Raw genomic sequence first — 23,507 nt, forward strand, 5'->3', positions numbered from 1 at the left:
GCGGGTTCTACGTTCGAACCATGTCAAAGATCCTTTTCGTGCTGACCGGCGCCGACCACTGGACCCTCGCGGACGGCACCTCGCACCCCACCGGCTACTGGGCCGAGGAGGCTGCCGCCCCCTACGAGGCGTTCAAGGCGGCCGGTCACGAGATCGTCGTCGCCACCCCGGGCGGCGTCGTGCCCACCGTCGACCGGGCGAGCCTCGCGCCCGACTACAACGGCGGGCAGGAGGGCGCCGACCGGGTCGCCGCGGTGCTCGCCGGGGCGACCGAACTGCGGGAGCCCGTGGACCTCACGGACGTCGACCTCGACGACTACGCCGCCGTCTACTACCCGGGCGGGCACGGCCCGATGGAGGACCTCGCGGTCGACGCCGGCTCCGGCGCCCTGCTGACCCGCGCCCTGGACTCCGGCAAGCCGCTCGGCGTCGTCTGCCACGGCCCCGCCGCACTGCTCGCCGCGGTGCGCGCCGACGGCACCAACGCCTTCGCGGGCCGCCGGATCACCGCGTTCACCAACACCGAGGAGACCCAGTCGGGCTTCGCGGACAAGGCCCTCTGGCTGCTGGAGGACCGGCTCGTCGAGGCCGGTGTCCAGGTCGGGACGGGCGAGCCCTGGGCGCCGCACGTCGTCGTCGACGACAACCTGGTGACCGGCCAGAACCCGGCCTCCTCGGCGCCGGTCGCGACCGAACTGCTGAAGAAGCTCGGCTGAACGCGCCGACGGCGGCCCGCCGCCCCGTTCGAGGGTGACGGGCCGCTGGGCGCGAACTGTTCAGGCCGTCGCGCGGAACGATCGCAGCCGCAGCGAGTTGCCCACCACGAACACCGACGAGAAGGCCATGGCCGCCCCGGCGAGCATCGGGTTGAGCAGACCGGCCGCGGCGAGCGGCAGGGCCGCCACGTTGTAGGCGAAGGCCCAGAACAGATTCGTGCGGATCGCGCCCAGGGTGCGCCGGGCCAGCCGGATGGCGTCCGCCACCGCGCGCAGATCACCGCGGACGAGCGTCAGGTCGCCGGCCTCGATCGCCGCGTCGGTGCCCGTGCCCAGGGCGAGCCCCAGATCGGCCTGGGCCAGTGCCGCCGCGTCGTTGACGCCGTCGCCGACCATCGCCACCGAACGGCCCTCGCCCTGAAGGCGCTTGACGACCGTTACCTTGTCCTGCGGCAGCACCTCCGCGACGACGTTCTCCGGGGCGATCCCTACCTCACGGGCGACGGACCGCGCGACCGCTGCGTTGTCGCCGGTGAGCAGGACGGGCGTCAGGCCCAGTGCCTTGAGCCGGGTGATCGCCTCGGCGCTGGTCTCCTTGACCGCGTCCGCGACCTCCAGCACCGCCCGCGCCTCGCCGTCCCAGGCGACCGCGATCGCCGTCCGCCCCGACGCCTCCGCCCTGGTATTCAAGAGGGCCAGTTCCTGCGGCAGTTCCAGTGACCGGTCGGCCAGCAGCCGTTCCCGCCCGACGAGGACCGCGTGTCCTTCCACGATCCCCCGCACGCCGAGGCCGGGCACGTTCGCGAAGTCCTCCGGAACGGGCAGGGTGCCGGTCCGCTCCCGGGCGCCCTCGGCGACCGCGCGGGCGACCGGATGTTCGGAGGCGTGCTCCAACGCGCCCGCCAGCCGCAGCACTTCGGAGGCGTCGGTGCCCTCGGCGGGGTGGACGGCGAGCAGCGTCATCCGGCCCGTGGTGACCGTGCCGGTCTTGTCGAGGACGACGGTGTCGACGCGGCGCGTGGACTCCAGCACCTCGGGACCCTTGATCAGGATGCCCAGTTGGGCACCGCGCCCCGTGCCCACCAGCAGCGCGGTCGGCGTGGCCAGCCCCAGGGCGCACGGGCAGGCGATGATCAGCACCGCGACCGCCGCCGTGAACGCGGCCGTCAGCCCCGCGCCGTTGCCGAGCCAGAAACCGAGGGTGCCCAGCGCGAGCGCGATGACGACCGGCACGAACACGGCGGAGACGCGGTCCGCGAGCCGCTGCGCCGCGGCCTTCCCGTTCTGCGCGTCCTCCACCAGCTTCGCCATCCGGGCGAGCTGGGTGTCCGCGCCGACCCGGGTGGCCTCGACGACGAGCCGCCCGCCGGAGTTGACGGTGGCGCCGGTCACGGCGTCCCCCACGGTGACCTCCACCGGCACGGACTCCCCGGTCAGCATCGAGGCGTCGACGGCCGAGGAGCCCTCGGCCACCGTGCCGTCGGTGGCGATCTTCTCGCCGGGCCTGACCAGGAACCGCTCACCGACCCGCAACTCGTCGACCGGGACGGTGTGTTCAGTGCCGTCGGGCCGCAGCACCGTCACGTCCTTGGCGCCCAGTTCCAGCAGCGCCCGCAGCGCCGCGCCCGCCTTGCGCTTGGAGCGCGCCTCGAAGTACCGCCCGGCCAGGATGAACGCGGTGACGCCCGCGGCGGCCTCCAGATAGATGTTTCCGGCGCCGTCCCCCCGCTCGACGGTCAGCTCGAAGGGGTGCGTCATACCGGGCGTCCCCGCCGACCCGAGGAACAGCGCCCACAGCGACCAGCCGAAGGCGGCCAGCGTGCCGACCGAGATCAGCGTGTCCATGGTCGCCGCGCCGTGCCGCGCGTTGGTCAGCGCCGCCTGGTGGAAGGGCCATCCGGCGTAGGCGACGACCGGGGCCGTCAGCGTCAGCGACAGCCACTGCCAGTACGCGAACTGCAACGCCGGGATCATCGCCATCGCGACCACGGGCACGGCCAGCACGACGGCCGTCGTCAACCGCTCGCGCAGGGACCGAAGTTCGTCGTCCGGGACCCCCTCGGGCCGCTGAGGTGGCGCGGGCTCCCGCGCGCTGTACCCGGTCTTCTCCACGGTCGCTATCAGGTCGCGCACCGAGACCTCGCCGCCGTAGTGGACCTTCGCCTTCTCGGTGGCGTAGTTGACGGTGGCCGTGACCCCGTCCATCCGGTTGAGCCTCTTCTCGATGCGTGCGGCGCAGGAGGCGCAGGTCATGCCGCCGATGGCGAGCTCGACCTCGGAGCCGGCCGTGGTCGCGGTGGTGGTCATCGCTCCTCCTGGATACGGGGTGGGGGTATTTTCCGAGCCTAGTCCTGTATACCCTCAGGGGGTACCCGTCGCAAGCTTGACTTTATACCCCCCAGGGGTATCGTCGGTTCTGTCGAGGCCCCGTGTCCGAACCGGCGGCCGTGATCTCAAGGAGCCGGCCATGCGCGCTGGACTCAAGATCTCCGCGTTCGCCGCCGCACTCGCCGCGACCTTCGGCACCGCGTACGGCGTGGGCCGGGGCGTCGATCCCCTCGTCACGGAGAGCGCGCCCGCGCCCCACGAACGCCATGCCGAGTCACCGCCCGCCGAGGAACACGCCGGGCACGAGGAGTCACCCGCCGCGGGCGGCCTCCAGATCTCCGAGGGCGGCTACACCCTGGATCTGGAGACCCCGCGAGTCGCCGCCGGGCACCGCTCCGAGCTGCGGTTCGCGGTCCGGGACTCGGCCGGGCGCGCCGTGACCGCCTTCCAGCGCGAGCACGACAAGGAACTCCACCTCATCGTCGCCTCCCGTGACCTCGGCACCTACCGGCATCTGCATCCCGCGCGCGCCGCCGACGGCACCTGGAGCATCCCCGTCGAGCTGCCCCGCGCGGGCGGCTACCGCGTCTTCGCCGACTTCACCCCGGCTGCCGAGGGCGCGGAGAACCTCACCCTCGGCGCGGACCTCGCCGTCTCGGGCGACTACGCCCCACAGCCGCTCCCGGCACCGGACGCCACCGCCACCGTCGACGGTTACCGGGTCCGGCTCACCGGCGGTCTGACCCCGGACGCCGCGAGCGAGCTGAAGCTGACCGTCTCCCGTGACGGCCGCCCGGTCACCGACCTCCAGCCCTACCTCGCCGCGTACGGCCACCTCGTGGCCCTGCGCTCCGGCGACCTCGCCTACCTGCACGTCCACCCGAACGGCGAGCCCGGCGACGGGACGACGAAGGCGGGCCCGGAGATCTCCTTCACGGCCACGGCGCCCAGCGGCGGCACGTACCGTCTGTTCCTGGACTTCCGGCACGAGGGCAAGGTCCGCACGGCGGTGTTCACCGTGCGCGCCGGGGCGGCGCACGGGACGGGCGGGCAGGAGGCGGGCGGCCACGCCGAGGAGACCCACGGGCACTGACCCGCCGGTGCCGGTGCCGCTGTCCGTCAGCCCAGCGCCCGGTCCAGGTTGAACGCCGCGCTGATCAGCGCGAGGTGCGTGAACGCCTGCGGGAAGTTGCCCTGTTGCTCGCCGGTGTGGCTGATCTCCTCGGCGTACAGGCCCAGATGGTTGGCGTAGGTGAGCATCTTCTCGAAGGCGAGGCGGGCCTCGTCGACCCGGCCGGCGTGCACCATCGCCTCCACGTACCAGAAGGAGCAGATCGAGAACGTGCCCTCGTCTCCCCGCAGTCCGTCCGGGCTGGCGAGCGGGTCGTAGCGGTAGACGAGGGAGTCCGAGACCAGTTCCTCGGTGAGCGCGTCCAGCGTGGAGAGCCACTTGGGGTCGGTGGGGGCGATGAACTTCGTCAGCGGCATCATCAGGACGGCGGCGTCCAGCACGTCACCGTCCTCGTGCTGCACGAACGCCTGCCGGTCCGGCGACCAGCCCTTGCTCATGATCCGCCGGTAGATGGTGTCCCGGCACTCCAGCCAGCGGGGCAGGTCGGCGGGCAGCCCGCGCCGGTTGGCCATGCGGATCGCCCGCTCGATCGCCACCCAGCACATCAGCCGCGAGTAGAGGAAGTTCTTGCGCCCGCCCCGGGTCTCCCAGATCCCCTCGTCGGGCTGGTCCCAGTGCGCGCACACCCACTCCACCAGCGCGCACACGTCGTCCCACTGGGCGCTGGAGACGGGCTTGGCCCACTTGTCGTAGAGGTAGATCGAGTCGATCAGCGCGCCGTAGATGTCGAGCTGGAGCTGGTCGGCGGCGGCGTTGCCGACCCGGACCGGCGCGGAGCCCAGATGACCCTCCAGGTGCGGGAGTTCGTACTCGGTGAGATCGGTGCGGCCGTCGATGCCGTACATGATCTGGAGCGGGCCTGAGGGCTTGCCGTCGCCCGGACTGATGTGCCGGGTCACGAAGTTCATGAACGCCTCGGCCTCCTCGGTGAAGCCGAGGCGCAGCAGGGCGTACACACAGAACGCGGCGTCGCGCACCCACACGTACCGGTAGTCCCAGTTGCGTTCGCCGCCGATCTGCTCGGGCAGGCTCGTCGTCGGCGCGGCGACGATCGCGCCGGTTGGGGCGTAGGTGAGGAGTTTGAGGGTGAGCGCCGAGCGGTGCACCATCTCCCGCCAGCGGCCCCGGTACTTGGACTGCGACAGCCAGCGCCGCCAGTACGCCACCGTCGTCTCGAACTGGTCGGCCGCCTCGGTGCGGGCGCACCGGCTGGGCGCCACGTCCCCGCCGACCTGGTCCAGCGCGAACACCGCCGACTCGCCCTCGGCGAGCTTGAACTCGGCGTGGGCGTCGAGGCCGTGGGCCTCCAGCGTCACCGTCGCCGACAGGGCCAGGGACAGGCCCTCGGAGTCGAAGACGGCCACGTCGCCGTTCATGCGCACGGTGTGGGAGCGGCGCCCGTAGTCGAAGCGCGGGGCGACCCGGGCCCGGAACGGGATGGTGCCGCGCACGCACATCACCCGGCGGATCAGCCGGTGGCGTTCGGCCTCGACCGACTCGCCGTCGACCGGCATGAAGTCCTGCACCTCGCCGACGCCGTCCTCGGTGAAGAACCGGGTGATCAGCACGTTGGTGTCGGGGAAGTAGAACTGCTTGGTCCGGGCCGGCACCGAGGCCGCCAGCTCGAAGGCCCCGCCGCGCTCGGCGTCCAGGATCGCCCCGAACACGCTCGGGGCGTCGAAGGACGGGCAGCAGTACCAGTCGATCGTCCCGTCCGTGCCCACCAGCGCCACACTGCGCAGGTCGCCGATCAGGCCGTGCTCGGCGATGGGCAGATACGGCGAGGCGGAATGCTCCATGGCCCCAGCCTAGGGCGCCCGGGCTACAGAGTTGCTGGATACCGCTCGGACGGGTCGGACGCGCGGAGGGCCAGGCGGATCGGACGGATCGGGCGGGTCGGGCGGGTCGGACGCGCGGAGGGGCAGCCGGATCGGACGGACCGGTCGTGCGGTTCAGACGGCCAGGACCCGGACCCCCGCCTCCTCGAACTCCCGTACCACACCGGCGTCCACGGCGCTGTCCGTGACCAGTGTGTCCACCGACCCGGCCCCGCAGATCCGGGCGAACGCCCGCTGTCCCAGCTTGCTGGAGTCGGCCGCCACCACCACTCGCTCGGCCCGCTCGCACAGCAGCCGGTTGATCGCCGCCTCCGCCTCGTCGTGCGCGGCGGCGCCATGCGTGACGTCGAGGGCGACCACCCCGAGCACCGCCACATCGAGGGTGATCTGGCCGAGCACCCCGTCCGCGAGCGGCCCGACCAGTTCGTAGGACTGGGCCCGCGCCACCCCGCCGGTCACCACGATCTTGAACTGGGGCCGTACGGCCAGCTCGTTGGCGATGTTCAGGGCATTGGTGACGACGGTCAGCGCGGGCGTGCCCGACCCGAGGTCGCCGCGGACCGCGAGGGCCCGTGCCACCTCCGTCGTCGTGGTGCCGCCGGTCAGTCCGACCGCCTCGCCGGGCGCGACGAGATCCGCGACCGCCTTCGCGATCCGCTGCTTCTCGGAGGCGCGCCGGGCCGTCTTGTACCGCAGCGGCAGCTCGTACGACACCCCGTGCACGACCGCCCCGCCCCGGGTGCGCACCAGCATCTGCTGCTCGGCGAGCTGGTCGAAGTCGCGCCGGATCGTCGCGGCCGAGACCTCCAGCTCGGCGGCGGCCTCCTCGACCTCCAGCCGGCCCCGCTCCACGAGCAGCTCCAGCAGCGCCTTCCAGCGGGCGTCGCGCGACATCCGCACCCTCCGATCCTCGATCACCTGGCGACCTTAACGCACCCGGAATCCCCTCCGATGCTTGATTCTGCTCGAAACATGGCTCTATCTTGCACAAACAATCAATCGTGGGAGGGGAAACACCATGACGGCCACGACCTACGTCGAGGACGAACTGACCAGCCAGCCCGAGTGCTGGACCCGTGCCGCCGCCGAGGCGGCCGGACACCGTGACGCGCTGCCGCAGCCGGGGGAGCGGGTGGCGATCGTCGGCTGCGGCACCTCGTACTTCATGGCGCAGGCCGTCGCGGCCCTGCGCGAGGGCGCGGGCCAGGGCGAGACCGACGCCTTCGCCGCCTCGGAGTTCCCCACCGGACGCCCTTACGACCGGGTCGTCGCCCTCACCCGCTCCGGCACCACCACCGAGGTGCTGGAACTGCTCGCCGCGACGAAGGGCCGCACCCGCACCACCGCGATCACCGCCGACCCGCACACCCCCGTGATGGGCTCGGCCGACGACGTCGTCGTGCTCGACCACGCGGACGAGCGGTCCGTCGTCCAGACCCGCTTCGCGACCACCGCGCTCACGCTGCTCCGCGCCCATCTCGGGCTGCACTCGGAGGCCGTCGTCGCCGACGCCCGCACCGCGCTCGCCGAGCCGCTGCCCGAAGGGATCGTCGAATGCGCCCAGTTCACCTTCCTCGGGCGCGGCTGGACCGTGGGCCTGGCCAACGAGGCCGCACTGAAGATGCGCGAGGCGTCCCTGTCCTGGACGGAGGCCTACCCCGCGATGGAGTACCGGCACGGCCCCATCAGCGTCTCCACCCGCGGGACCGCGACCTGGATGCTCGGCGAGGCCCCCGAGGGGCTCGCCGAACAGGTTCGGGACACCGGCGCCCTGTGGGTGGCCGGCGGGCTCGACCCGCTCGCCGAACTGGTCCGCGCCCAGCGCCTCGCCGTCGCCGTCGCGGCGGCCCGCGGCCTCGACCCGGACCGGCCGCGCCACCTCACCCGCTCCGTGATCCTCGCCCGCCCGTAACGCTCCGGAGGAGAACCAGCCGTGCCTCTCGCACCCACCGGCGAGCTCATCTCCCGTGCCGCCGCGGCCCGTTCGGCCGTCACGGCGTTCAACGTCATCACCCTGGAGCACATCGAAGCCGTCGTGGCCGGCGCCGAGTCGGCCGGCGCGCCCGTCGTCGTCCAGGTCAGCGAGAACGCGGTGCGGTTCCGCCAGGGCCGCCTGCTGCCGCTGGCCCGCGCCGCCGTCGCCGTCGCCGAACGCGCCGCCGTCCCCGTCGCGTTGCACCTGGACCACGTCCAGAGCGACGAACTGCTGCGCCGGGCCGCCGACGCGGGCTTCGGCTCCGTGATGTACGACGCCGCCCGCCTCCCGTACCAGGAGAACCTGACCGCCACGCGCGCCGCCGCCGACTGGTGCCACGCCCAAGGACTCTGGATCGAGGCCGAGTTGGGCCGGGTCGGCGGCAAGAACGGCGAGCCGCCGCTCGACGCCCACGCGCCCGGCGCACGCACCGACCCCGCCGAGGCCCGCGCCTACGTCCACGACTCCGGTGTGGACGCCCTGGCCGTCGCCGTCGGCAGCTCGCACGCCATGACGACCCGCACCGCCGCCCTCGACCACGACCTCGTCAAACGCCTCGCCGGCGCCCTCGACGTCCCGCTCGTCCTGCACGGCTCCTCGGGCGTCCCGGACGACGAACTCAGGGCGGCCGTCGCGGGCGGCATCGCCAAGGTCAACGTCGGCACGGCCCTCAACATCGCCCTGACCGGAGCCGTCCGCGCCCATCTGGACGCGCACCCCGACGCCGTCGACTGCCGGAAGTACCTCGCCGAGGGAAGGGAGGCGATGGCGCGGACCGTGGAACGGATCATCCGGGTCACGGGCGGTCCCGCCGCCTGACGGGCGGCGCGCCGCGCGCCGCCCCCGGCAAGGCCGTCAGCGCTTGACGGCCTTCAGCACCACGAACTTCGGGTCACCGGCGACGAGGCGGCTGTTGCCGAACAGCCGCTTCAGCTTCAGGTGATAGCCCAGGTGCCGGTTGCCCACCACCCACAGTTCACCGCCGGGCCGCAGCACCCGCTTGGCGCCGGTGAACATCCGCCAGGCGGTGGCGTCGGTCGTCGCCTGGTGGGAGTGGAAGGGCGGATTGGTCAGGACGAGGTCCACGCTCGCGTCCGCCACCCCGGCCAGTCCGTCCCCGACCCGGAACTCGGCGTGCCCCGGCACCCCGTTCGCCTTGTACGTGGCCTCCGCCGAGGCCACGGCCTGGAACGACTCGTCCACGAACAGCACCTCGGCCTCCGGGTCGGAGACCGCCACCGCCGTACCGACCACGCCGTTGCCGCAGCCGAGGTCCACCACCCGGCCGGCGCCCCGGGTGTCGGGCAGATGCCGCAGGAAGAAGCGGGTGCCGATGTCGAGGCGGTCGGCGCAGAACACACCCGCGTGGTTGACCACGGTCCGCCCCGAGACGGCGCCGATGCCCTCGGGCAGCGTGTACGTGTACGGCCACGGGTTGGCGGGACGGTCCGTCGCGGCGCTCGGCGCGCAGAAGATCAGACGGGCCTTCTTCTCGGCGAGCGAGGTCCGCGTCGGGCCGAGGATCCGCTCGAAGAGCCGGAGCGTGGAGGTGTGGATCTCCTTCACCATGCCGGTGCCGACGACCACCGTCCCCTCGTGCACCGCCGGCGCGATCCGCAGGAGCTGGTCCTCCAGCAGGGCCAGGCTCTTCGGCACCCGCACCAGCAGCACGTCGACCCGGTCCGGCGGCGGGTCCTGCGTGGTCAGCAGCGGCACCGAACCCGGCTGCACACCCGCGCGGGCCAGGTTGGCCCGGGTCGCCTCCTGGGCCAGATAGGAGTCGGTGAGCTGCGTCGGCCGGTGCGCGGCCAGCGCCGTGACCAGGGCGCCCCAGCGGTCACCGACCACCACGACCGTGCCGTCCAGCGGCACCTTCTCGTCGGCGAGGTGCCTCAGCAGATACTCGTCGGAGGCGTCCCAGGCCCGCAGCCGCTCCCGCGGGTCCTCGGGGAATCGGGTCAGTTCCAGCTCGCCCCAGGGCGTCGTCATAGGGTCGTTCATCGTGCGACCAGGCTAGCGGAGCCGCAGGTCATGCAGGATGGGGACCATGGACGCCGAGCTGTTCCCCCGAGCCCGCACCGAGCCGGCGCCCGGCGCGGCCCACCTGCCGGACTGGCTGGACCCGGACCGGCAGCGCGACCTGCTGGCGGCCTGCCGCGACTGGGCCCGCCCCCCGGCCGGCCTGCGCACGGTCCACACCCCCGGCGGCGGCACGATGACCGCACGCCAGGTGTGCCTGGGCTGGCACTGGTACCCCTACGGGTACGCCCGCACGGTCGTCGACGGCGACGGCAGCCCCGTGAAGCCCTTCCCGCGCCGCCTCGGCGACCTGGCCCGCGAGGCCGTACGGGACGCGTTCGGGACGACGGCACCGCCGTACGACATCGCCCTGATCAACTTCTACGACGGTGACGCCCGGATGGGCATGCACCGGGACGGCGACGAGAAGACCGACGCCCCCGTCGTCTCGCTCAGCCTCGGTGACACCTGCCTCTTCCGCTTCGGCAACACCGAGACCCGCACCCGGCCCTACACGGACGTCGAGCTGCGCAGCGGCGACCTGTTCGTGTTCGGCGGGCCCGCACGGCTCGCGTACCACGGCGTCCCGAAGGTGTACCCGGGCACCGCGCCGCCCGAGTTGGGGCTGAACGGGCGGCTCAACATCACGCTGAGGGTCGGTGGGCTGTAGGACGGCCGGTCCGGGGATCATGGGAGACTCGCCCTCATGAGCGGTGAGGCGGACCCCCGGCCGGCGGGGGAAGGGACCACGTCGAGGGCGCGGTTGGACCGGGGGCGCGGCGCGCTCGGGCCCGCGCTGGAGCTCGTGCACACCGGACGCGCCCCCACCCGGGCCGTGCTCACCGCGGAACTGGGGGTGACCCGGGCGACGGCCGGCGCGGTCGCCGCCGAACTGGAGGCACTCGGCCTGATCCGGGTCGACGCCCGGCCGGGCGCCGCCGCCGGATCGCAGGGCCGCCCCTCGCACCGGCTGTCCGTCGCCGAGGACGGCCCGGTCGTCCTCGCCGCCCAGGTGCACGCCGACGGGTTCCGCGCCGCGCTGGTCGGGCTCGGCGGCCGGATCGTCGCGACCGCGCCCGGCTGCGAGACCGTGGACGCCGACCCGGCCAAGGTGCTCGCCTCGGTCGTCGAGGCGGGCACCGACCTGCTGCGCACGACGGGGCGGCGCTGTGTCGGCGCCGGTCTCGCCGTGCCGTCCGCCGTCGCCGAACCCGATGGGCTCGCGCTCAACCCACTGCACCTGGCCTGGCCCGTGGGCGCCCCGGTCCGCCGGATCTTCGCGGAGTGCGTGCGCGCCGTCGGCCTCACCGGACCGGCGTTCGCCGGCAACGACGTCAACCTCGCCGCGCTCGCCGAGCACCGGCACGGCGCGGGCCGGGGCGCCCGCGACCTGCTGTGCGTGGCGACCGGGCACCGGGGCGTCGGCGGCGCGCTGGTCCTCGACGGCCGTCTGCACACCGGCAGTTCGGGCCTGGCCCTCGAAGTCGGCCATCTCACCGTCAACCCCGAGGGCGGCCGGCCCTGTCACTGCGGCAGCCGCGGCTGCCTCGACGTCGAGACCGACCCGCTCGCCTTCCTCACCGCTGCGGGCCGCGAGCCCGGTCCCGAGGTGTCCCTGCTCCAGCAGGCCAAGGACCTGATCCGCGACGACCACGCCGCACCGGACGTCCGCGTCGCCGTCGAGACCCTCGTCGACCGGCTCGGCCTCGGCCTCGCGGGCCTGGTGAACATTCTCAACCCCGACCGCATCATCCTCGGCGGCCTGCACCGCACCCTCCTCGACGCCGCGCCGGACCGGCTCCGCGCCGTCGTCGCCGACCGCAGTCTGTGGGGGCAGAGCGGCGGTGTCCCGATCCTCGCCTGCACGCTGGACCACAACAGCCTGGTCGGCGCGGCCGAGCTGGCCTGGCAGCCGGTGCTGGACGACCCGCTCGGCGCCCTGGCCGACTGACCGTCCGCTGACGGGACTTGGCCGGCGCCGACCCGGCGGGGCTACTTGCGCCAGAACAGGTGGTGCGTCACCCCGCTCGGACTGGGCACGACGTCCAGGTGGTAGCGGTCGAGGAGTTCGTCGGGCGACTCCCACAACTTCAGCCCGTGGCCCACCTTCACCGGGGACACCGCGACATGCAGCGTGTCGACCAGATCCGCGTCGAGGAACGCCCGTACCGTGCTCACCCCGCCGCCGAGCCGCACGTCCTTGCCGCCGGCCGCCTCCCGCGCCTGCGCCAGCACCTCGGCGGGCTCGCCCCCGACGAAGTGGAACGTGGTGTCGGAGAGCGTGAACGAGGGCCGTTCGTGGTGGGTCATCACGAACACCGGTGTGCGGAAAGGAGGTTCGTCACCCCACCAGCCCTGCCACTCGTGGTCCTCCCAAGGCCCGCGCTGCGGGCCGAACTTGTTGCGGCCCATGATCTCGGCGCCGATGTCCCGCGCCCAGTCCCGGGTGAAGTAGTCGTCCAGGCCCATGGTTCCGCCCTCGGTGCGCCCCGGCCAGTGCGCGGTGGCGAAACCCCAGGAGAACAGCCGCATGTGGTCGACATGACCGAACGGACGCTCCAGGGTCTGGTCCTCTCCGGCGCCGATCCCGTCGCTGGAGACGTTGAAGTTGTGCACCCTCAGCAGCTGAGCCATGTGTTCTTCCTCCTGTGCGCTTCGTCGCCGTCACCGACAACCACGGGTAGGACCGCCGGGCCCGCCGGAACTCATCGCCGGACCGGCTCGGACCGTACTCACGACCGGACCGGCTCCGACCGTACTCACGACCGGATCGGCTCGGACCGTACTCACAACCGGATCGGCCCGGACCGTACTCACCGTCGGACCGGCCCTATCCGACGAGCGACTGCGTGCCGAGCACGGCCAGCAGCGCCAGCTTCTCCGCCTCCTCCGTCCCCGGCTCGGCCGAGTAGACGAGGAGGTGCAGACCGCTGCCCTCCACCCGCAGCACGTCGCAGTCCAGGGCCAGCCGCCCCACCTGCGGATGCTCGATCGTCTTGCGCGAGGACTCCAGCCGTCCCACGACCCCCGCGTCCCACAGCTCGGCGAACCGCTCGCTGCCCGCCCTCAGCTCGGCGATCAGCCGCACCAGCCGGGGGTCGCCGGGATACCGGGCGGCCGTCGTCCGCAGCTCCCCGACCATGCCCGCCTCGAAGGCCCGCCGTTCCTCCGGCGTGTGCTGCACCCGCCCGGCCGGGCCGACGAAGTTGCGCCACACCCCGTTGCGCTCGAACCCGCGCAGCCCCGAGGCGTCCCCCATCAGCGCCCCGTACATCGGATTGGCCACGAGCAGCGTCATCGCCGCGTCGGACACCCCGACCGGCGTGTCCGTGAACCGCTCCAGCAGCCGCTGCACGCTCGGCGAGATGTACGCCGGCACCGTCTCCGGGCCCGGCGGCACGAGGCCCGCCAGCCGGAACAGATACGCCCGCTCGTCCCCGTCCAGCCGCAGCGCCCGCGCCAGCGCCTCGACGACCTGGTCCGACGGGTTCGCCGCCCGCCCCTGTTCGAGCCGGGTGACGTAGTCCACCGAGATCCCCGCCAGCAGGGCCAGCTCCTCGCGCCGCAGCCCCGCCGCTCGCCGCCGGCCACCGGTGGGCAGCCCGGAGCTCTCCGGGGCCGCCCGGTCCCGCCAGCGGCGCAGCGCCTGCCCCAGTTCCGTCGTCGTCATGCCCCCAGTCAACCGCGCCGGCCGCCGCGCTGCCTGGTACCGGCGGTCCCAGGAAGCGCGGGAGCCTGGCTGCGCCCGCCCGCCGGCGGGACCGTGGAGCCATGACCACCACACTGATCACCGGAGCGAACAAGGGTCTCGGCTTCGAGACCGCCCGCCGCCTCGTCGCCGCGGGACACACCGTCTACGTGGGCGCCAGGGACGCCGACCGGGGCCGCCGCGCCGCCCGGGAGCTGGGGGCCCGCTTCGTCCTCCTCGACGTCACCGACGACGCGTCCGTGGCCGCGGCGGCCAAGACGATCGAGGCCGACGGCGGCCTGGACGTCCTGGTCAACAACGCGGGCATCGAGGTGCGCGGCGAGGACAACGCCATCCCCACCGCCGCGCAGACCACCGCCGACGAGATGCGCCGGGTCTTCGACACGAACGTCTTCGGTGTCGTCCGCGTCCTGCACGCCTTCCTGCCCCTGCTGGAACGGTCCGCGGCGCCCGTCGTCGTGAACGTCAGCAGCGGCCTGGCCTCCCTGACGGGCCTCTCCGACCCGGCCTCCCCGGCCCACTTCTACCCGGCCGTCGCCTACCCGGCCTCCAAGACGGCCGTCAACATGATCACCGTCCAGTACGCCAAGGCGTTCCCGGCCCTGCGCGTCAACGCCGTCGAGCCCGGCTTCACCGCCACCGACCTCAACGGCCACGCCGGCACCCAGACCGTCGAACAGGGCGCCGAGATCGTCGTCCGCATGGCCCAGGTGGGACCCGACGGGCCGACCGGCGGCTACTTCGACGTGCACGGCCCGCTGCCCTGGTGACGGCGGTGCCGGACGGGCTGACCCGCCCGGCCCGGTCCGCATAGGCTCGGGTCCATGCGGATCTCGGTCTCATCGGACATGGACGAACCCGTGGCGCGCGCCCTCGTCGCGGAACTGCGCGACCGGGGACACGAGGTGACGGCCCACGGGGCGCTCGCCCCGGGCTCCGACCCCCAGTGGGCGGTGTGCTCCGAGGCGGCGGCCCGCGAGGTGGCCGACGGGACGGCGGACCAGGCCGTCGTGTGCTGCTGGACCGGCACCGGCGCGTCCATCGCCGCGAACAAGGTCCCGGGCGTACGGGCCGCCCTGTGCACCGACGCGTACACGGCCGACGGCGCGCGCCGCTGGAACGACGCCAACGTGCTGGCGCTCGGCCTCCGGCTCACCTCCGAGCCCTTGCTGAAGGAGATCCTCGACGCCTGGTTCGCCGCCTCGGCCAGCGAGGACGCCGAGGACGTCCGCAACGTGGCCCGCGTCGCGCGCATGGACCGCGGGTAGTGCCGGGCCGGGGAGCGTTGTCAGTGGCCGCGGCTAGCCTGCGGGCATGATCGAGACGACCGCGGACGACCGCGCCTTTCCCCCCGCCCTCACCGAGGTGGCCGGGGTGGAGTTCGACTACGACGACGGCGAGGGCGTCGACTTCGAGCCGTACGACGCCTTCGACTCCGCCGAGGAGACCACCGACTGGCTGCGCCACTGGACCGGCAACCACGACCTCGACGCGGACGCCTACCGCGTCTTCGGACAGGACGGCACCGGCGGCCTCGCCGCCCTGTGGTGCGTCCGGCCGGGGCTGCCCCTGGCGGAACAGCCCGTGGTGTTCCTCGGCTCGGAGGGCGAGCGCGGGGTGGTGGCGGCGAACCTGTCCGACTTCCTGTGGGTGCTCGCCGACGGCCTCGGACCGCTGGAGGTCGTCGAGTACGACCAGTTCGTGGGCCGCCGCAACGCGCGCCTGGCCGAACTCGCCGGACGCCACGCGACCACCCCGCGCCGCACCACCGAGGAGATCGTCACCGCGGCCCGCGCCGAGTTCCCCACCTTCTCCGACGACCTCGACGCCCTCTGCCGCTGAAGCCGTACGCCCGCGGCTCACCCCACGCGGCGCGGCCTCGGCACCAGTTCGCCCCCGCAGTTCGGGCAGACACCGCCCATGGCCTCGCAGCACGGCACGCAGAACGTGCACTCGTAGCTGCAGATACGGGCCGGGGCACCGGCGGGCAGCTCCGCCGTCCCACAGCGCTCGCAGCGGTCGCGCATCTCCAGGGCCATGGTCGTCTCCGCGCTGCTCAGGGGGCCGGTCGCCCCCCATCCTGCCGCACCCCCACGCGAGGGCGAACACCCGGCGCAGCAGCCGGGCCCGCCCTGCGTACTCCCGGGGAGGTACGCCCACTGCCGTCGGCCGTACGACGACGCGGACCCCGCACGGGGCGAGTCTTTGAGCATCGAGGGAAACCCGTCCCCCGAACCACCTCAAGGGAGATGACCGAGATGCAGACCCTCGCGCACGGGGACGGCGGGCCCGGCCCGTGGATCCTCCTGTTCCCGCTGATCTGGGCGGTCGTGGTCGTCGGCGCCGTCACCCTGCTCCGCCGCACCGCCTGGCGAGGCCGGGGCGGACCCTGGCGGACGACCGGCCCCCGCGTGGCCGACCGTCTCTCCGGGGACGCGCCGCTCGCCGTACTGGGCCGCCGCTTCGCCTCCGGCGAGATCGACGAGGACGAGTACTGGCGCCGTCTGTCCGTCCTGGACGAGCGGTTCGGCCACGCCCCGGGCAAGGGCGGTGCGGCATGACCGCGCCGGCTCCCCACGGGACGGCCGCCCGCGTCGTCGACGCCGTCAAGGTGTACGGCACCGGCGACACGGCCGTACGGGCCCTGGACGGGGTGAGCGTCGGCTTCCCGGCCGGACGCTTCACCGCGATCATGGGGCCCTCCGGCTCCGGCAAGTCCACCCTGATGCACTGCGCCGCCGGGCTCGACACCCTCAGCGGGGGAGCCGCCTACATCGGCGACACCGCCCTCGGCCCGCTCGACGACCGCCGCCTCACCCTGCTGCGCCGGGACCGCGTGGGCTTCGTCTTCCAGTCGTTCAACCTGGTGCCGACGCTGACCGTCGCCGAGAACATCCGGCTGCCCCTGGACCTGGCGGGCGGCCGGGGCGACCCGGAGTGGATCGACGCGCTCGTCGACGTCGTCGGCCTGCGCGACCGGCTCCACCACCGCCCCGCCGAGCTCTCCGGCGGACAGCAGCAACGCGTCGCCGTCGCCCGGGCGTTCGCCGGCCGCCCCGACGTCGTCTTCGCCGACGAACCCACCGGCAACCTCGACTCCCGCGCCGGGGCGGAGGTTCTCGGCCTCCTCGGCCGGGCGGTGCGCCGGACCGCGCGGACCGTCGTCATGGTCACCCACGACCCGGTGGCCGCCGCCCACGCCGACGAGGTGGTCTTCCTCGCGGACGGCCGGCTCGTCGACCGCATGCGGGAACCGACCGCCGACAAGGTCCTGGACCGGATGAAGGCCTTCGAGCCCGCCCCCGCGCGCTCCACCGGCCCGCGGACCGAGGTGCCGTCATGAGCGCCGCCGTCCGGCTCAGCCTCGCCTCCCTCCGCGCCCACAAGCGGCGCTTCGCCGGGACCTTCCTCGCCGTCCTCCTCGGCGTGGCCTTCCTCGCCGGCACCCTCGTCATGGGCGACACCCTGCGCGCCGCGTTCGACACGATGTTCGGCCGCGCCACCAGCGGCACGGACGCCGTGGTCCGCAGCGCCGACGCCATCACCACGCCCGGCGAGAGCCAGGGGGTGCGCGCACCGGTCCCCGCCCGCCTCGCGGACACGGTCGCCGGCATCCCCGGCGTCGCCGCCGCGGTCCCCGACATCCAGGGCGCGGGCCAGCTCGTCGGCGCCGACGGCGAACCGATCGGCGGCCAGGGTCCGCCCACCGTGGCCGGGAACTGGATCACCGACCCGAAGCTCAACGCCTACCGGCTCGCCGAGGGCCGCGCCCCCGCCCGGTCCGGCGAGGTCGTCATCGACAAGGGCACCGCCGCCCGCGGCGGCCTGACCCTCGGTGACACCACGACCCTGCGGACACCGGACCCCGTGCGGGTCACGGTCGTCGGTCTCGCGACCTTCGGCGGCGAGGACGGCATGGCGCAGGTGACCTTCACCGGCATGACCCGGGCCGACGCCGAGAAGTACCTCACCGCGCGCCCCGGCGAGGCGGCGTCCGTCCGCGTGCGGGCGGCGTCCGGGGTGAGCCAGCAGGAACTGGTCGACCGGCTGACGCCCGTGCTGCCGAAGGGAATCGAGGCGATCACCGGCCAGGAGTCGGCCCAGGAGAACACGGACATGATCTCCAGCCGGTTCCTGACGCTGTTCACCACCTTCCTCCTCGTCTTCTCCGGGATCGCCCTGCTCGTCGCGACCTTCTCCATCCACAACACCTTCGCGATCGTCGTGGCCCAACGCACCCGGGAGAACGCCCTGTTGCGGGCCCTCGGAGCCTCCCGCCGCCAGGTCACCGCCTCGACCCTCGTGGAGGCGACGGCCGTCGCCGTGACCGCGTCCGCCGCCGGACTCGCGGGCGGCATCGGCATCGCGGCGGGTCTCCAGGCACTGTTCCCGGCGATCGGATTCCCCTTCCCCGAGGGCGACTTGGTGATCAGCGGCCTGTCCATGCGGCTGCCCCTGGCCGTCGGGACCGTCGTCTGCCTCGGCTCCGCGCTGCTGCCCGCCGTCCGGGCGGGCCGCACCGCCCCCATGGCCGCGCTGCGCGAGACCGCCGTCGACACCTCCGGCGCCTCCCGGCTGCGGGCCGTCACCGGCGCGGGCCTGGCGGCCCTCGCCCTCGGCACGACCGTCGGCGGCGTCCTCGTCGAGCCGTCGCTGTGGCTCGCCGGGACGGGCGCGGTGCTCGCGCTCGCCTCGTTCGTCGTCCTCGGCCCGGTCGCCGCCACGACGGCCGTACGGTTCCTCGGCCTTCCGCTCGACCGGCTGCGCGGGGTCACCGGAGCCCTGGCCCGGCGCAACGCGCTGCGCAGTCCGCGGCGGACCGCCGCGACGGCCGGGGCGCTGATGATCGGCGTGGCCGTGGTGTCCCTGTTCACCGTCTTCGCCGCCTCCCTCAAGGCGACCATGGACCAGACCGTCTCCCGCTCCTTCGCGGGCGACGTCGCCGTCAGCACCCCGGGGTTCGGCGCCGGCGGCAGCGGCATCAGTCCTCGTCTCGCCGGGGCAGTCGCCGCACTGCCCGAGGTGGACACGGCCGTGGGTCTCGGCCGGGGCGTCGCCGAAGTCGACGGCGAGGGAAGGGCGTTGACCGTCACCGACCCGGTCGCCCTGGAACGGACCTTCGACCTCGGCCGGATCGACGGCTCGCTGCGGGCCCTCGGCACCGACGGCATCGCCGTCACCCGGTCCGAGGCCGACGACCAGGGCCTGACCACCGGCGACCGCACGCGCCTCACCTTCACCGACGGTGAGACGCGCACCTTCACCGTCCGCGCGGTCTACGGCCGTTCCGAACTCGCCGGGGACTACGTCGTCACCCGCGCCGCCTGGGAACCGCACCGCACCCAGGACACCGACACCCTTGTCGCGGTCTCCTTCGCCGACGGCGTCGACGCGGCCGACGGCAAGGCCGCCGTGGAGAAGGCCGCCGCCCGGTACGGCGACCCGGACGTGCAGACCCGGGAGGAGTACGCGCGGTCGTCGGCGGGCGGCATCGACATGATGCTCACCCTCGTCTACGCCCTGCTCGCCCTGGCCGTGCTGATCGCCCTGCTCGGCATCGCCAACACCCTCACCCTGGCCGTCCACGAACGCACCCGGGAACTCGGCCTGTTGCGGGCCGTCGGCCAGACCAGGGCCCAACTGCGGGCGATGGTCCGCTGGGAGTCGGTGCTGGTCGCCGCGTTCGGCACGGCCGGCGGTCTCGGCCTCGGCACGTTCCTCGGCTGGGTCCTCGTCAAGGCCTCCGACGGGGCGAGCGACTCGGCCTTCGCCTTCGCGATGCCGCCCGCACGGCTCGCGGTCGTCGCCCTCGTGGGCCTCACGGCAGGAGCCCTCGCGGCCCTGCGCCCGGCGACCCGGGCGGCCCGGCTGGACGTGCTCAGGGCGATCGCCACGGAGTAGCCGTGCCCCGTGCGCGCGGCCCGGCGGGCCGAGAGAGCCGGACGGCTGCCTCACCCTCGGGCGGGGCTGCCGGGCCATGACCGGCGCGGGGGAGGGGTGGGTCGGTGTCGCACCGGCCGCACCTCGCCCCCTGTCCGTGCCGACGGGCGGAGGCCGTGTTCGCCGGGCCGCGACCGGACTGCGGAGCCGGGCTGCGGGCGTGATGCGCGCCAGCGCCGCAACGGCCGCTCCGCCCCTGGTGCGCGCTGGTGAGTCCGGCGGCGGGGAAGAGTCCGCTGTCCGACCGCGACCGGCGTGGGGGCCGGTCGGCGGGTGGGTGGGCGTGCCGGTGTTGTGGCGGCTGCCTTGCCCCGGTGCGGGCCGACGGGTCTGGTGGAGGCTGTGGTGCCGGGTCCTGAACGGCCTGCGGGCAGGGTGCGTGCCGGTGTCGTGATGGGGGCCTCGCTCCCGGTCCGTGCCGGCGAGGCTGGAGGCGGGCGGAGGCTGCGGTCGCCGGGCCATGACCGGGGTGGGGGTCGGGCTGCGGGCAGGGTGTGCGCCGGTGGGGTGACGGCTGCCTTGCCCCCGGCTCCGGGCCGACGAGCCCGGTGGCGGGCGGAAGTTGCCGCTGTCCGGCCGCGACCGGCGTGGGGCCGGGAGGAAGTTGCCGTGTCCGACCGCGACCGGCGTGCGGCCGGGCGGAAGTTGCCGCTGTCCGGCCGTGACCGGCGTGGGGCCGGGCCGCGGGCGGAGGGCGTGCCGGTGTCGTAGCCCATCCGGCGTCCCGCGGTCCGCGCAGGTCAACCCGGTCGGGGCCTGGTCCCGGAAGGTGTCACCGCCCGGTCAGCCGGCAACGGCCGACCGGGCGGGAGTGCGTTCGGTCCTGGTGCGGCTCTCCACCTCGGCGAACACCCGGGTGGTTTTCTCCCCGGTCATTCGACGGGGCGGACGGGCGGCGGCGGACTTGGCGGCCACGGGGGCGGTCAGCGTGAACCACACGACCTTCCCGGTGTCGCCCTCGGGACGCACCCCCCAGCTCTCGCTCACGGCGGCCACCATGGCGAGCCCGCGCCCGCAGGTGTCCAGCGAGTCCGCGTCGCAGACGACGGGCAGACGGGGGTCGTGGTCCCGTACGGACACCATGAGGCGGTCGAGCACGAGCTCGATCTCCACGGTGCACGTCTTGTCGGGCCTGGCGTGCCGGTGGACGTTGGTGAGGAGCTCCGTCACACCGAGCGCGGCCCGGTCTATGAGGGGGTCCAGATGCCAGTAGCGCAACTGCGCAGAGACGATTCTGCGGACCTGGCCGATCCGCGACGGCAGGGCTTGGAGCTCCACCGTGCAGTGCCTGTTGGGGTGACTGATCACGGCTGCGACTCCCCGACTGAAGAGGTCCGGAAGAACACGGAGTTGGGATCGAACCAGCAGGCGCCTGCGTGAGAACGGCCGCCTGCTGCCATGCCCGGCGGGCTGGTTCGCAGCGTTATCGCCGGTAAACCCAGAGTGACGTGAGACCAGCGTGGCCCAGGGGGCGGAGCACCGCAACTCGCGAGCGGACCGCGCCCGGCCGGCGCGCCGGCTCAGCGACCGCGCCCGGCCGCCTTCCGCACGGCCTCGATGAACCGGCGTGCCGCGGGCGGCCCCGGTTCGCCCGGCGCGGGGTCGTGGTCGCCGAGGGTCAGCAGATACCGCTGGCCGTTGAGGTTGGCCTGGGCCCGGTCGTCGGCGGCGAACCACGGCTTGGACGCCCGCACCGCCTGCACCGGCGCGCTGTCGATCTCGCTGCCGTAGCTCGTGAGTAACTGGAGCCGCCCGTCGCGTATCCGCACCTCGCCGGCGCTGGTGAGCGCGCGCAGCCGCTTGCCGATCCGTACCCCGGTGGCCGTGAACTCCGGTTCCGCCATGTCTCCCCGCCCCCTCCGCGCCGGCCGGTGATCCCGCGTGGGCTGCCGGCCGACCGCTCGCGTCGTGTGTCTGCGTGATCCAGTCTGCGCCCCCGTACTGCTCCCGCGCGTCCCGTCCGGTGCAGTCTGCCCCCACCCGGCGTCGAGCACCAGTACGCACGACGGGCGTGCTCCACACGCCCGGAGCACTCGCGCGAATGCGCCCCCGGACGGCTGCGGACCCTGCCCCCCAGGGGTGTCTTTGAGGCGCTCAAAGGTGTGTTTATGCAGGTGAGGAGGGTGCGGAAGGTGTTTATGATCGAGGTGTCGGCAGCGCGGCCCGCCGTCGGCGCGAAGCCCTAAGGAGCCCCGCTGTGAGTACCCCCCAGCAGACCCGGACCGGCGTGACCCTCGACGTCGACCGCAGCGACCCGGCCTACCGCGCCTGGCTGAAAGAGGCCGTCCGCAAGGTCCAGGCCGACGCCAACCGCTCCGCCGACACCCACCTCCTGCGTTTCGCGCTGCCCGAGCGGTGGGGCATCGACCTGTACCTCAAGGACGAGTCGACGCACCCCACCGGCAGCCTCAAGCACCGGCTCGCCCGCTCCCTCTTCCTCTACGGGCTGTGCAACGGCTGGATCCGGCCCGACCGCCCGGTGATCGAGGCGTCCAGCGGCTCGACGGCCGTCTCCGAGGCCTACTTCGCGAAGCTGATCGGTGTGCCCTTCATCGCCGTCATGCCGCGCACGACGAGCGCCGAGAAGATCCGTCTCATCGAGTTCCACGGCGGGCGGTGCCACTTCGTCGACGACTCGCGCCGGATGTACGAGGAGTCCGCCCGCCTCGCGGGGGAGACCGGCGGCCACTACATGGACCAGTTCACCTACGCGGAACGGGCCACGGACTGGCGCGGCAACAACAACATCGCCGAATCCATCTTCCGGCAGATGGAGTCGGAGCGTTTCCCGGAGCCCGCGTGGATCGTCGCCACGGCCGGCACCGGCGGCACCTCGGCGACCCTGGCCCGGTACGTCCACTACACCCAGCGGGACACCCGGATCTGTGTCGCCGATCCGGACAACTCCTGTTTCTTCGAGGGCTGGACCACCGGCGATCCGGACGTCACCTGCGACTGCGGTTCCCGTATCGAGGGCATCGGACGGCCCCGCATGGAACCCAGCTTCGTACCGGGCGCCGTCGACCGGATGATGAAGGTGCCCGACGCGGCGAGCGTCGCCGCCGTCCGTGCCCTGGAAGCCGCCATCGGCCGCAAGGCGGGAGGCTCCACCGGCACCGGTCTGTGGAGCGCCCTGAAGATCGTCGCCGAGATGGTGGCCGAGGGGCGGCAGGGGAGTGTGGTCACCCTGCTGTGCGACCCGGGGGACCGCTACCTCGACAAGTACTACTCGGACGCGTGGCTCGCCGAACAGGGCCTGGACATCCGGCCGTACGCGACGGCGATCACCGCGCTCCTGGAGACGGGCGTCTGGCCCTGCTGACCCGCTCGGCTACTTCGCCAGCCGCCGGTCCAGCGCGGTGACCGCGTCCCGGAACGCCCGCCCCAGACCGGGCCTCGCGAGCTTCGCGACGAGCCGGTAGGCGGCGGTGCCGTCGGTGGCCAGCGTCCACCGCACCCGCGTGCCCGCGCCGGACGGGGCGAGCCGCCACTCCTCCACCAGGGTGCGCAGCCCGGGCGCGTTGGCGACGTCGACCCGGTAGGCGTACACCTCCGGCGCCTCGCTGGCGAGGACCGTCTCCTGGAAGCGCCCGCCGCCCTTGAGGTGGATCTCGCGCGTGGAGCCGTCGCCGGTGGACCGGGCGAGGGTCACCGCGGAGAACCACTCCGGCCAGCCCGGTACATCATCGGCGAGCGCCCGGTGGACCGCCTCGGGCGGCGCCGCCATCTCCCGGACGAAGACGAACCGGACGGGCGCCGACTCGACGAAGTCGAGCCCCACCGCGCGCAGTTGGTGAGCCACAGCCCGCCCCTCCTGATGGCCGACGAACGCGAAGGGGGTCACCGTAGC

General features: G+C 73.7%; 23 protein-coding genes. 13 read left to right on the top strand and 10 right to left on the bottom strand.

What is annotated here, in order from left to right:
• Window positions 1-20 precede the first annotated feature (20 nt).
• On the top strand, window positions 21-716 hold the full coding sequence (locus tag ACIPSE_RS30075) for a type 1 glutamine amidotransferase domain-containing protein (protein WP_401668476.1): 696 nt from the start codon (window positions 21-23) through the stop codon (window positions 714-716).
• Window positions 717-776: 60 nt separating this feature from the next.
• Here the strand turns inward: ACIPSE_RS30075 and ACIPSE_RS30080 are convergent, their stop codons facing one another.
• Entirely contained in the window at window positions 777-3,023 is a 2,247-nt protein-coding gene (locus ACIPSE_RS30080; RefSeq protein ID WP_401668479.1) for a heavy metal translocating P-type ATPase, read from the bottom strand.
• Window positions 3,024-3,183: 160 nt separating this feature from the next.
• Between ACIPSE_RS30080 and ACIPSE_RS30085 the strand changes: the two genes are divergently transcribed.
• Window positions 3,184-4,137, top strand: coding sequence for a hypothetical protein (locus tag ACIPSE_RS30085; protein WP_401668486.1), 954 nt, complete (start codon window positions 3,184-3,186; stop codon window positions 4,135-4,137).
• A 26-nt stretch (window positions 4,138-4,163) separates the two neighbouring features.
• On the opposite strand, the gene ACIPSE_RS30090 is transcribed toward ACIPSE_RS30085, so the two are convergent.
• Entirely contained in the window at window positions 4,164-5,975 is a 1,812-nt protein-coding gene (locus ACIPSE_RS30090) for a glycoside hydrolase family 15 protein (RefSeq protein ID WP_401668488.1), read from the bottom strand.
• 153 nt (window positions 5,976-6,128) lie between these two features.
• Window positions 6,129-6,908, bottom strand: coding sequence for a DeoR/GlpR family DNA-binding transcription regulator (locus ACIPSE_RS30095; RefSeq protein ID WP_401669251.1), 780 nt, complete (start codon window positions 6,906-6,908; stop codon window positions 6,129-6,131).
• Window positions 6,909-7,032: 124 nt separating this feature from the next.
• Between ACIPSE_RS30095 and ACIPSE_RS30100 the strand changes: the two genes are divergently transcribed.
• Together ACIPSE_RS30100 and ACIPSE_RS30105 are read left to right on the top strand one after the other, a co-directional pair.
• Window positions 7,033-7,926, top strand: a complete 894-nt coding sequence (locus ACIPSE_RS30100) for an SIS domain-containing protein (protein WP_401668491.1) — start codon at window positions 7,033-7,035, stop codon at window positions 7,924-7,926.
• 21 nt (window positions 7,927-7,947) lie between these two features.
• Window positions 7,948-8,808 carry a ketose-bisphosphate aldolase gene (locus tag ACIPSE_RS30105; protein WP_401668493.1) on the top strand — a complete coding sequence of 287 codons (861 nt, stop codon included), beginning with the start codon at window positions 7,948-7,950 and terminating at the stop codon, window positions 8,806-8,808.
• A gap of 36 nt (window positions 8,809-8,844) precedes the next feature.
• Here the strand turns inward: ACIPSE_RS30105 and ACIPSE_RS30110 are convergent, their stop codons facing one another.
• Window positions 8,845-9,978 (bottom strand): methyltransferase, encoded by a 1,134-nt coding sequence (locus tag ACIPSE_RS30110; RefSeq protein ID WP_401669253.1) that lies wholly within the window; start codon window positions 9,976-9,978, stop codon window positions 8,845-8,847.
• Window positions 9,979-10,036: 58 nt separating this feature from the next.
• On the opposite strand from ACIPSE_RS30110, the gene ACIPSE_RS30115 reads away from it, so the two are divergent.
• Both ACIPSE_RS30115 and ACIPSE_RS30120 read left to right on the top strand, forming a co-directional pair.
• Window positions 10,037-10,678, top strand: coding sequence for an alpha-ketoglutarate-dependent dioxygenase AlkB family protein (locus tag ACIPSE_RS30115; RefSeq protein WP_401668495.1), 642 nt, complete (start codon window positions 10,037-10,039; stop codon window positions 10,676-10,678).
• Window positions 10,679-10,714: 36 nt separating this feature from the next.
• Window positions 10,715-11,959, top strand: a complete 1,245-nt coding sequence (locus ACIPSE_RS30120; protein WP_401668498.1) for an ROK family protein — start codon at window positions 10,715-10,717, stop codon at window positions 11,957-11,959.
• 41 nt (window positions 11,960-12,000) lie between these two features.
• On the opposite strand, the gene ACIPSE_RS30125 is transcribed toward ACIPSE_RS30120, so the two are convergent.
• The gene (locus ACIPSE_RS30125) at window positions 12,001-12,642 is read right to left on the bottom strand and encodes a dihydrofolate reductase family protein (RefSeq protein WP_401668500.1); all 642 of its coding nucleotides are present in this window, start codon (window positions 12,640-12,642) and stop codon (window positions 12,001-12,003) included.
• A gap of 196 nt (window positions 12,643-12,838) precedes the next feature.
• Entirely contained in the window at window positions 12,839-13,678 is an 840-nt protein-coding gene (locus tag ACIPSE_RS30130; protein ID WP_401668503.1) for a helix-turn-helix transcriptional regulator, read from the bottom strand.
• 101 nt (window positions 13,679-13,779) lie between these two features.
• Between ACIPSE_RS30130 and ACIPSE_RS30135 the strand changes: the two genes are divergently transcribed.
• Genes ACIPSE_RS30135 through ACIPSE_RS30145 form a run of 3 tightly spaced genes read left to right on the top strand, consistent with a single transcriptional unit; the run spans window position 13,780 to window position 15,559 of the window.
• Complete coding sequence (locus tag ACIPSE_RS30135; RefSeq protein WP_401668506.1) at window positions 13,780-14,487, top strand: SDR family oxidoreductase; 708 nt, start codon at window positions 13,780-13,782, stop codon at window positions 14,485-14,487.
• 54 nt (window positions 14,488-14,541) lie between these two features.
• The gene (locus ACIPSE_RS30140; protein WP_401668508.1) at window positions 14,542-14,985 is read left to right on the top strand and encodes an RpiB/LacA/LacB family sugar-phosphate isomerase; all 444 of its coding nucleotides are present in this window, start codon (window positions 14,542-14,544) and stop codon (window positions 14,983-14,985) included.
• Window positions 14,986-15,031: 46 nt separating this feature from the next.
• The gene (locus ACIPSE_RS30145) at window positions 15,032-15,559 is read left to right on the top strand and encodes an SMI1/KNR4 family protein (protein ID WP_401668511.1); all 528 of its coding nucleotides are present in this window, start codon (window positions 15,032-15,034) and stop codon (window positions 15,557-15,559) included.
• Between the two features lie 17 nt (window positions 15,560-15,576).
• On the opposite strand, the gene ACIPSE_RS30150 is transcribed toward ACIPSE_RS30145, so the two are convergent.
• Complete coding sequence (locus ACIPSE_RS30150) at window positions 15,577-15,756, bottom strand: DUF1272 domain-containing protein (protein ID WP_401668514.1); 180 nt, start codon at window positions 15,754-15,756, stop codon at window positions 15,577-15,579.
• A 219-nt stretch (window positions 15,757-15,975) separates the two neighbouring features.
• On the opposite strand from ACIPSE_RS30150, the gene ACIPSE_RS30155 reads away from it, so the two are divergent.
• The 3 genes from ACIPSE_RS30155 to ACIPSE_RS30165 are packed head-to-tail and all read left to right on the top strand — an operon-like array spanning window position 15,976 to window position 19,618.
• Window positions 15,976-16,278 carry an SHOCT domain-containing protein gene (locus tag ACIPSE_RS30155; RefSeq protein ID WP_401669256.1) on the top strand — a complete coding sequence of 101 codons (303 nt, stop codon included), beginning with the start codon at window positions 15,976-15,978 and terminating at the stop codon, window positions 16,276-16,278.
• Window positions 16,275-17,060, top strand: a complete 786-nt coding sequence (locus ACIPSE_RS30160; RefSeq protein WP_401668516.1) for an ABC transporter ATP-binding protein — start codon at window positions 16,275-16,277, stop codon at window positions 17,058-17,060. Before ACIPSE_RS30155 ends, ACIPSE_RS30160 begins: the two co-directional genes overlap by 4 nt.
• Window positions 17,057-19,618, top strand: a complete 2,562-nt coding sequence (locus tag ACIPSE_RS30165) for an ABC transporter permease (protein WP_401668519.1) — start codon at window positions 17,057-17,059, stop codon at window positions 19,616-19,618. The genes ACIPSE_RS30160 and ACIPSE_RS30165 overlap by 4 nt, the downstream gene beginning before the upstream one ends.
• An 822-nt stretch (window positions 19,619-20,440) precedes the next feature.
• Here ACIPSE_RS30165 and ACIPSE_RS30170 read toward each other — a convergent pair.
• Entirely contained in the window at window positions 20,441-20,965 is a 525-nt protein-coding gene (locus tag ACIPSE_RS30170; protein ID WP_401668522.1) for an ATP-binding protein, read from the bottom strand.
• Window positions 20,966-21,177: 212 nt separating this feature from the next.
• Entirely contained in the window at window positions 21,178-21,501 is a 324-nt protein-coding gene (locus tag ACIPSE_RS30175) for a hypothetical protein (protein WP_401668525.1), read from the bottom strand.
• Between the two features lie 353 nt (window positions 21,502-21,854).
• Here ACIPSE_RS30175 and ACIPSE_RS30180 point away from each other — a divergent pair, with 353 nt between their 5' ends.
• Window positions 21,855-22,979, top strand: coding sequence for a PLP-dependent cysteine synthase family protein (locus ACIPSE_RS30180; protein WP_401668528.1), 1,125 nt, complete (start codon window positions 21,855-21,857; stop codon window positions 22,977-22,979).
• Window positions 22,980-22,988: 9 nt separating this feature from the next.
• On the opposite strand, the gene ACIPSE_RS30185 is transcribed toward ACIPSE_RS30180, so the two are convergent.
• Window positions 22,989-23,459: an SRPBCC family protein gene (locus ACIPSE_RS30185; RefSeq protein ID WP_401668531.1), complete on the bottom strand. Its 471-nt coding sequence runs from the start codon at window positions 23,457-23,459 to the stop codon at window positions 22,989-22,991.
• Window positions 23,460-23,507: the final 48 nt, after the last annotated feature.

It is taken from the genome of Streptomyces sp. NPDC090106 (assembly GCF_044747265.1).
GTDB lineage: Bacteria > Actinomycetota > Actinomycetes > Streptomycetales > Streptomycetaceae > Streptomyces.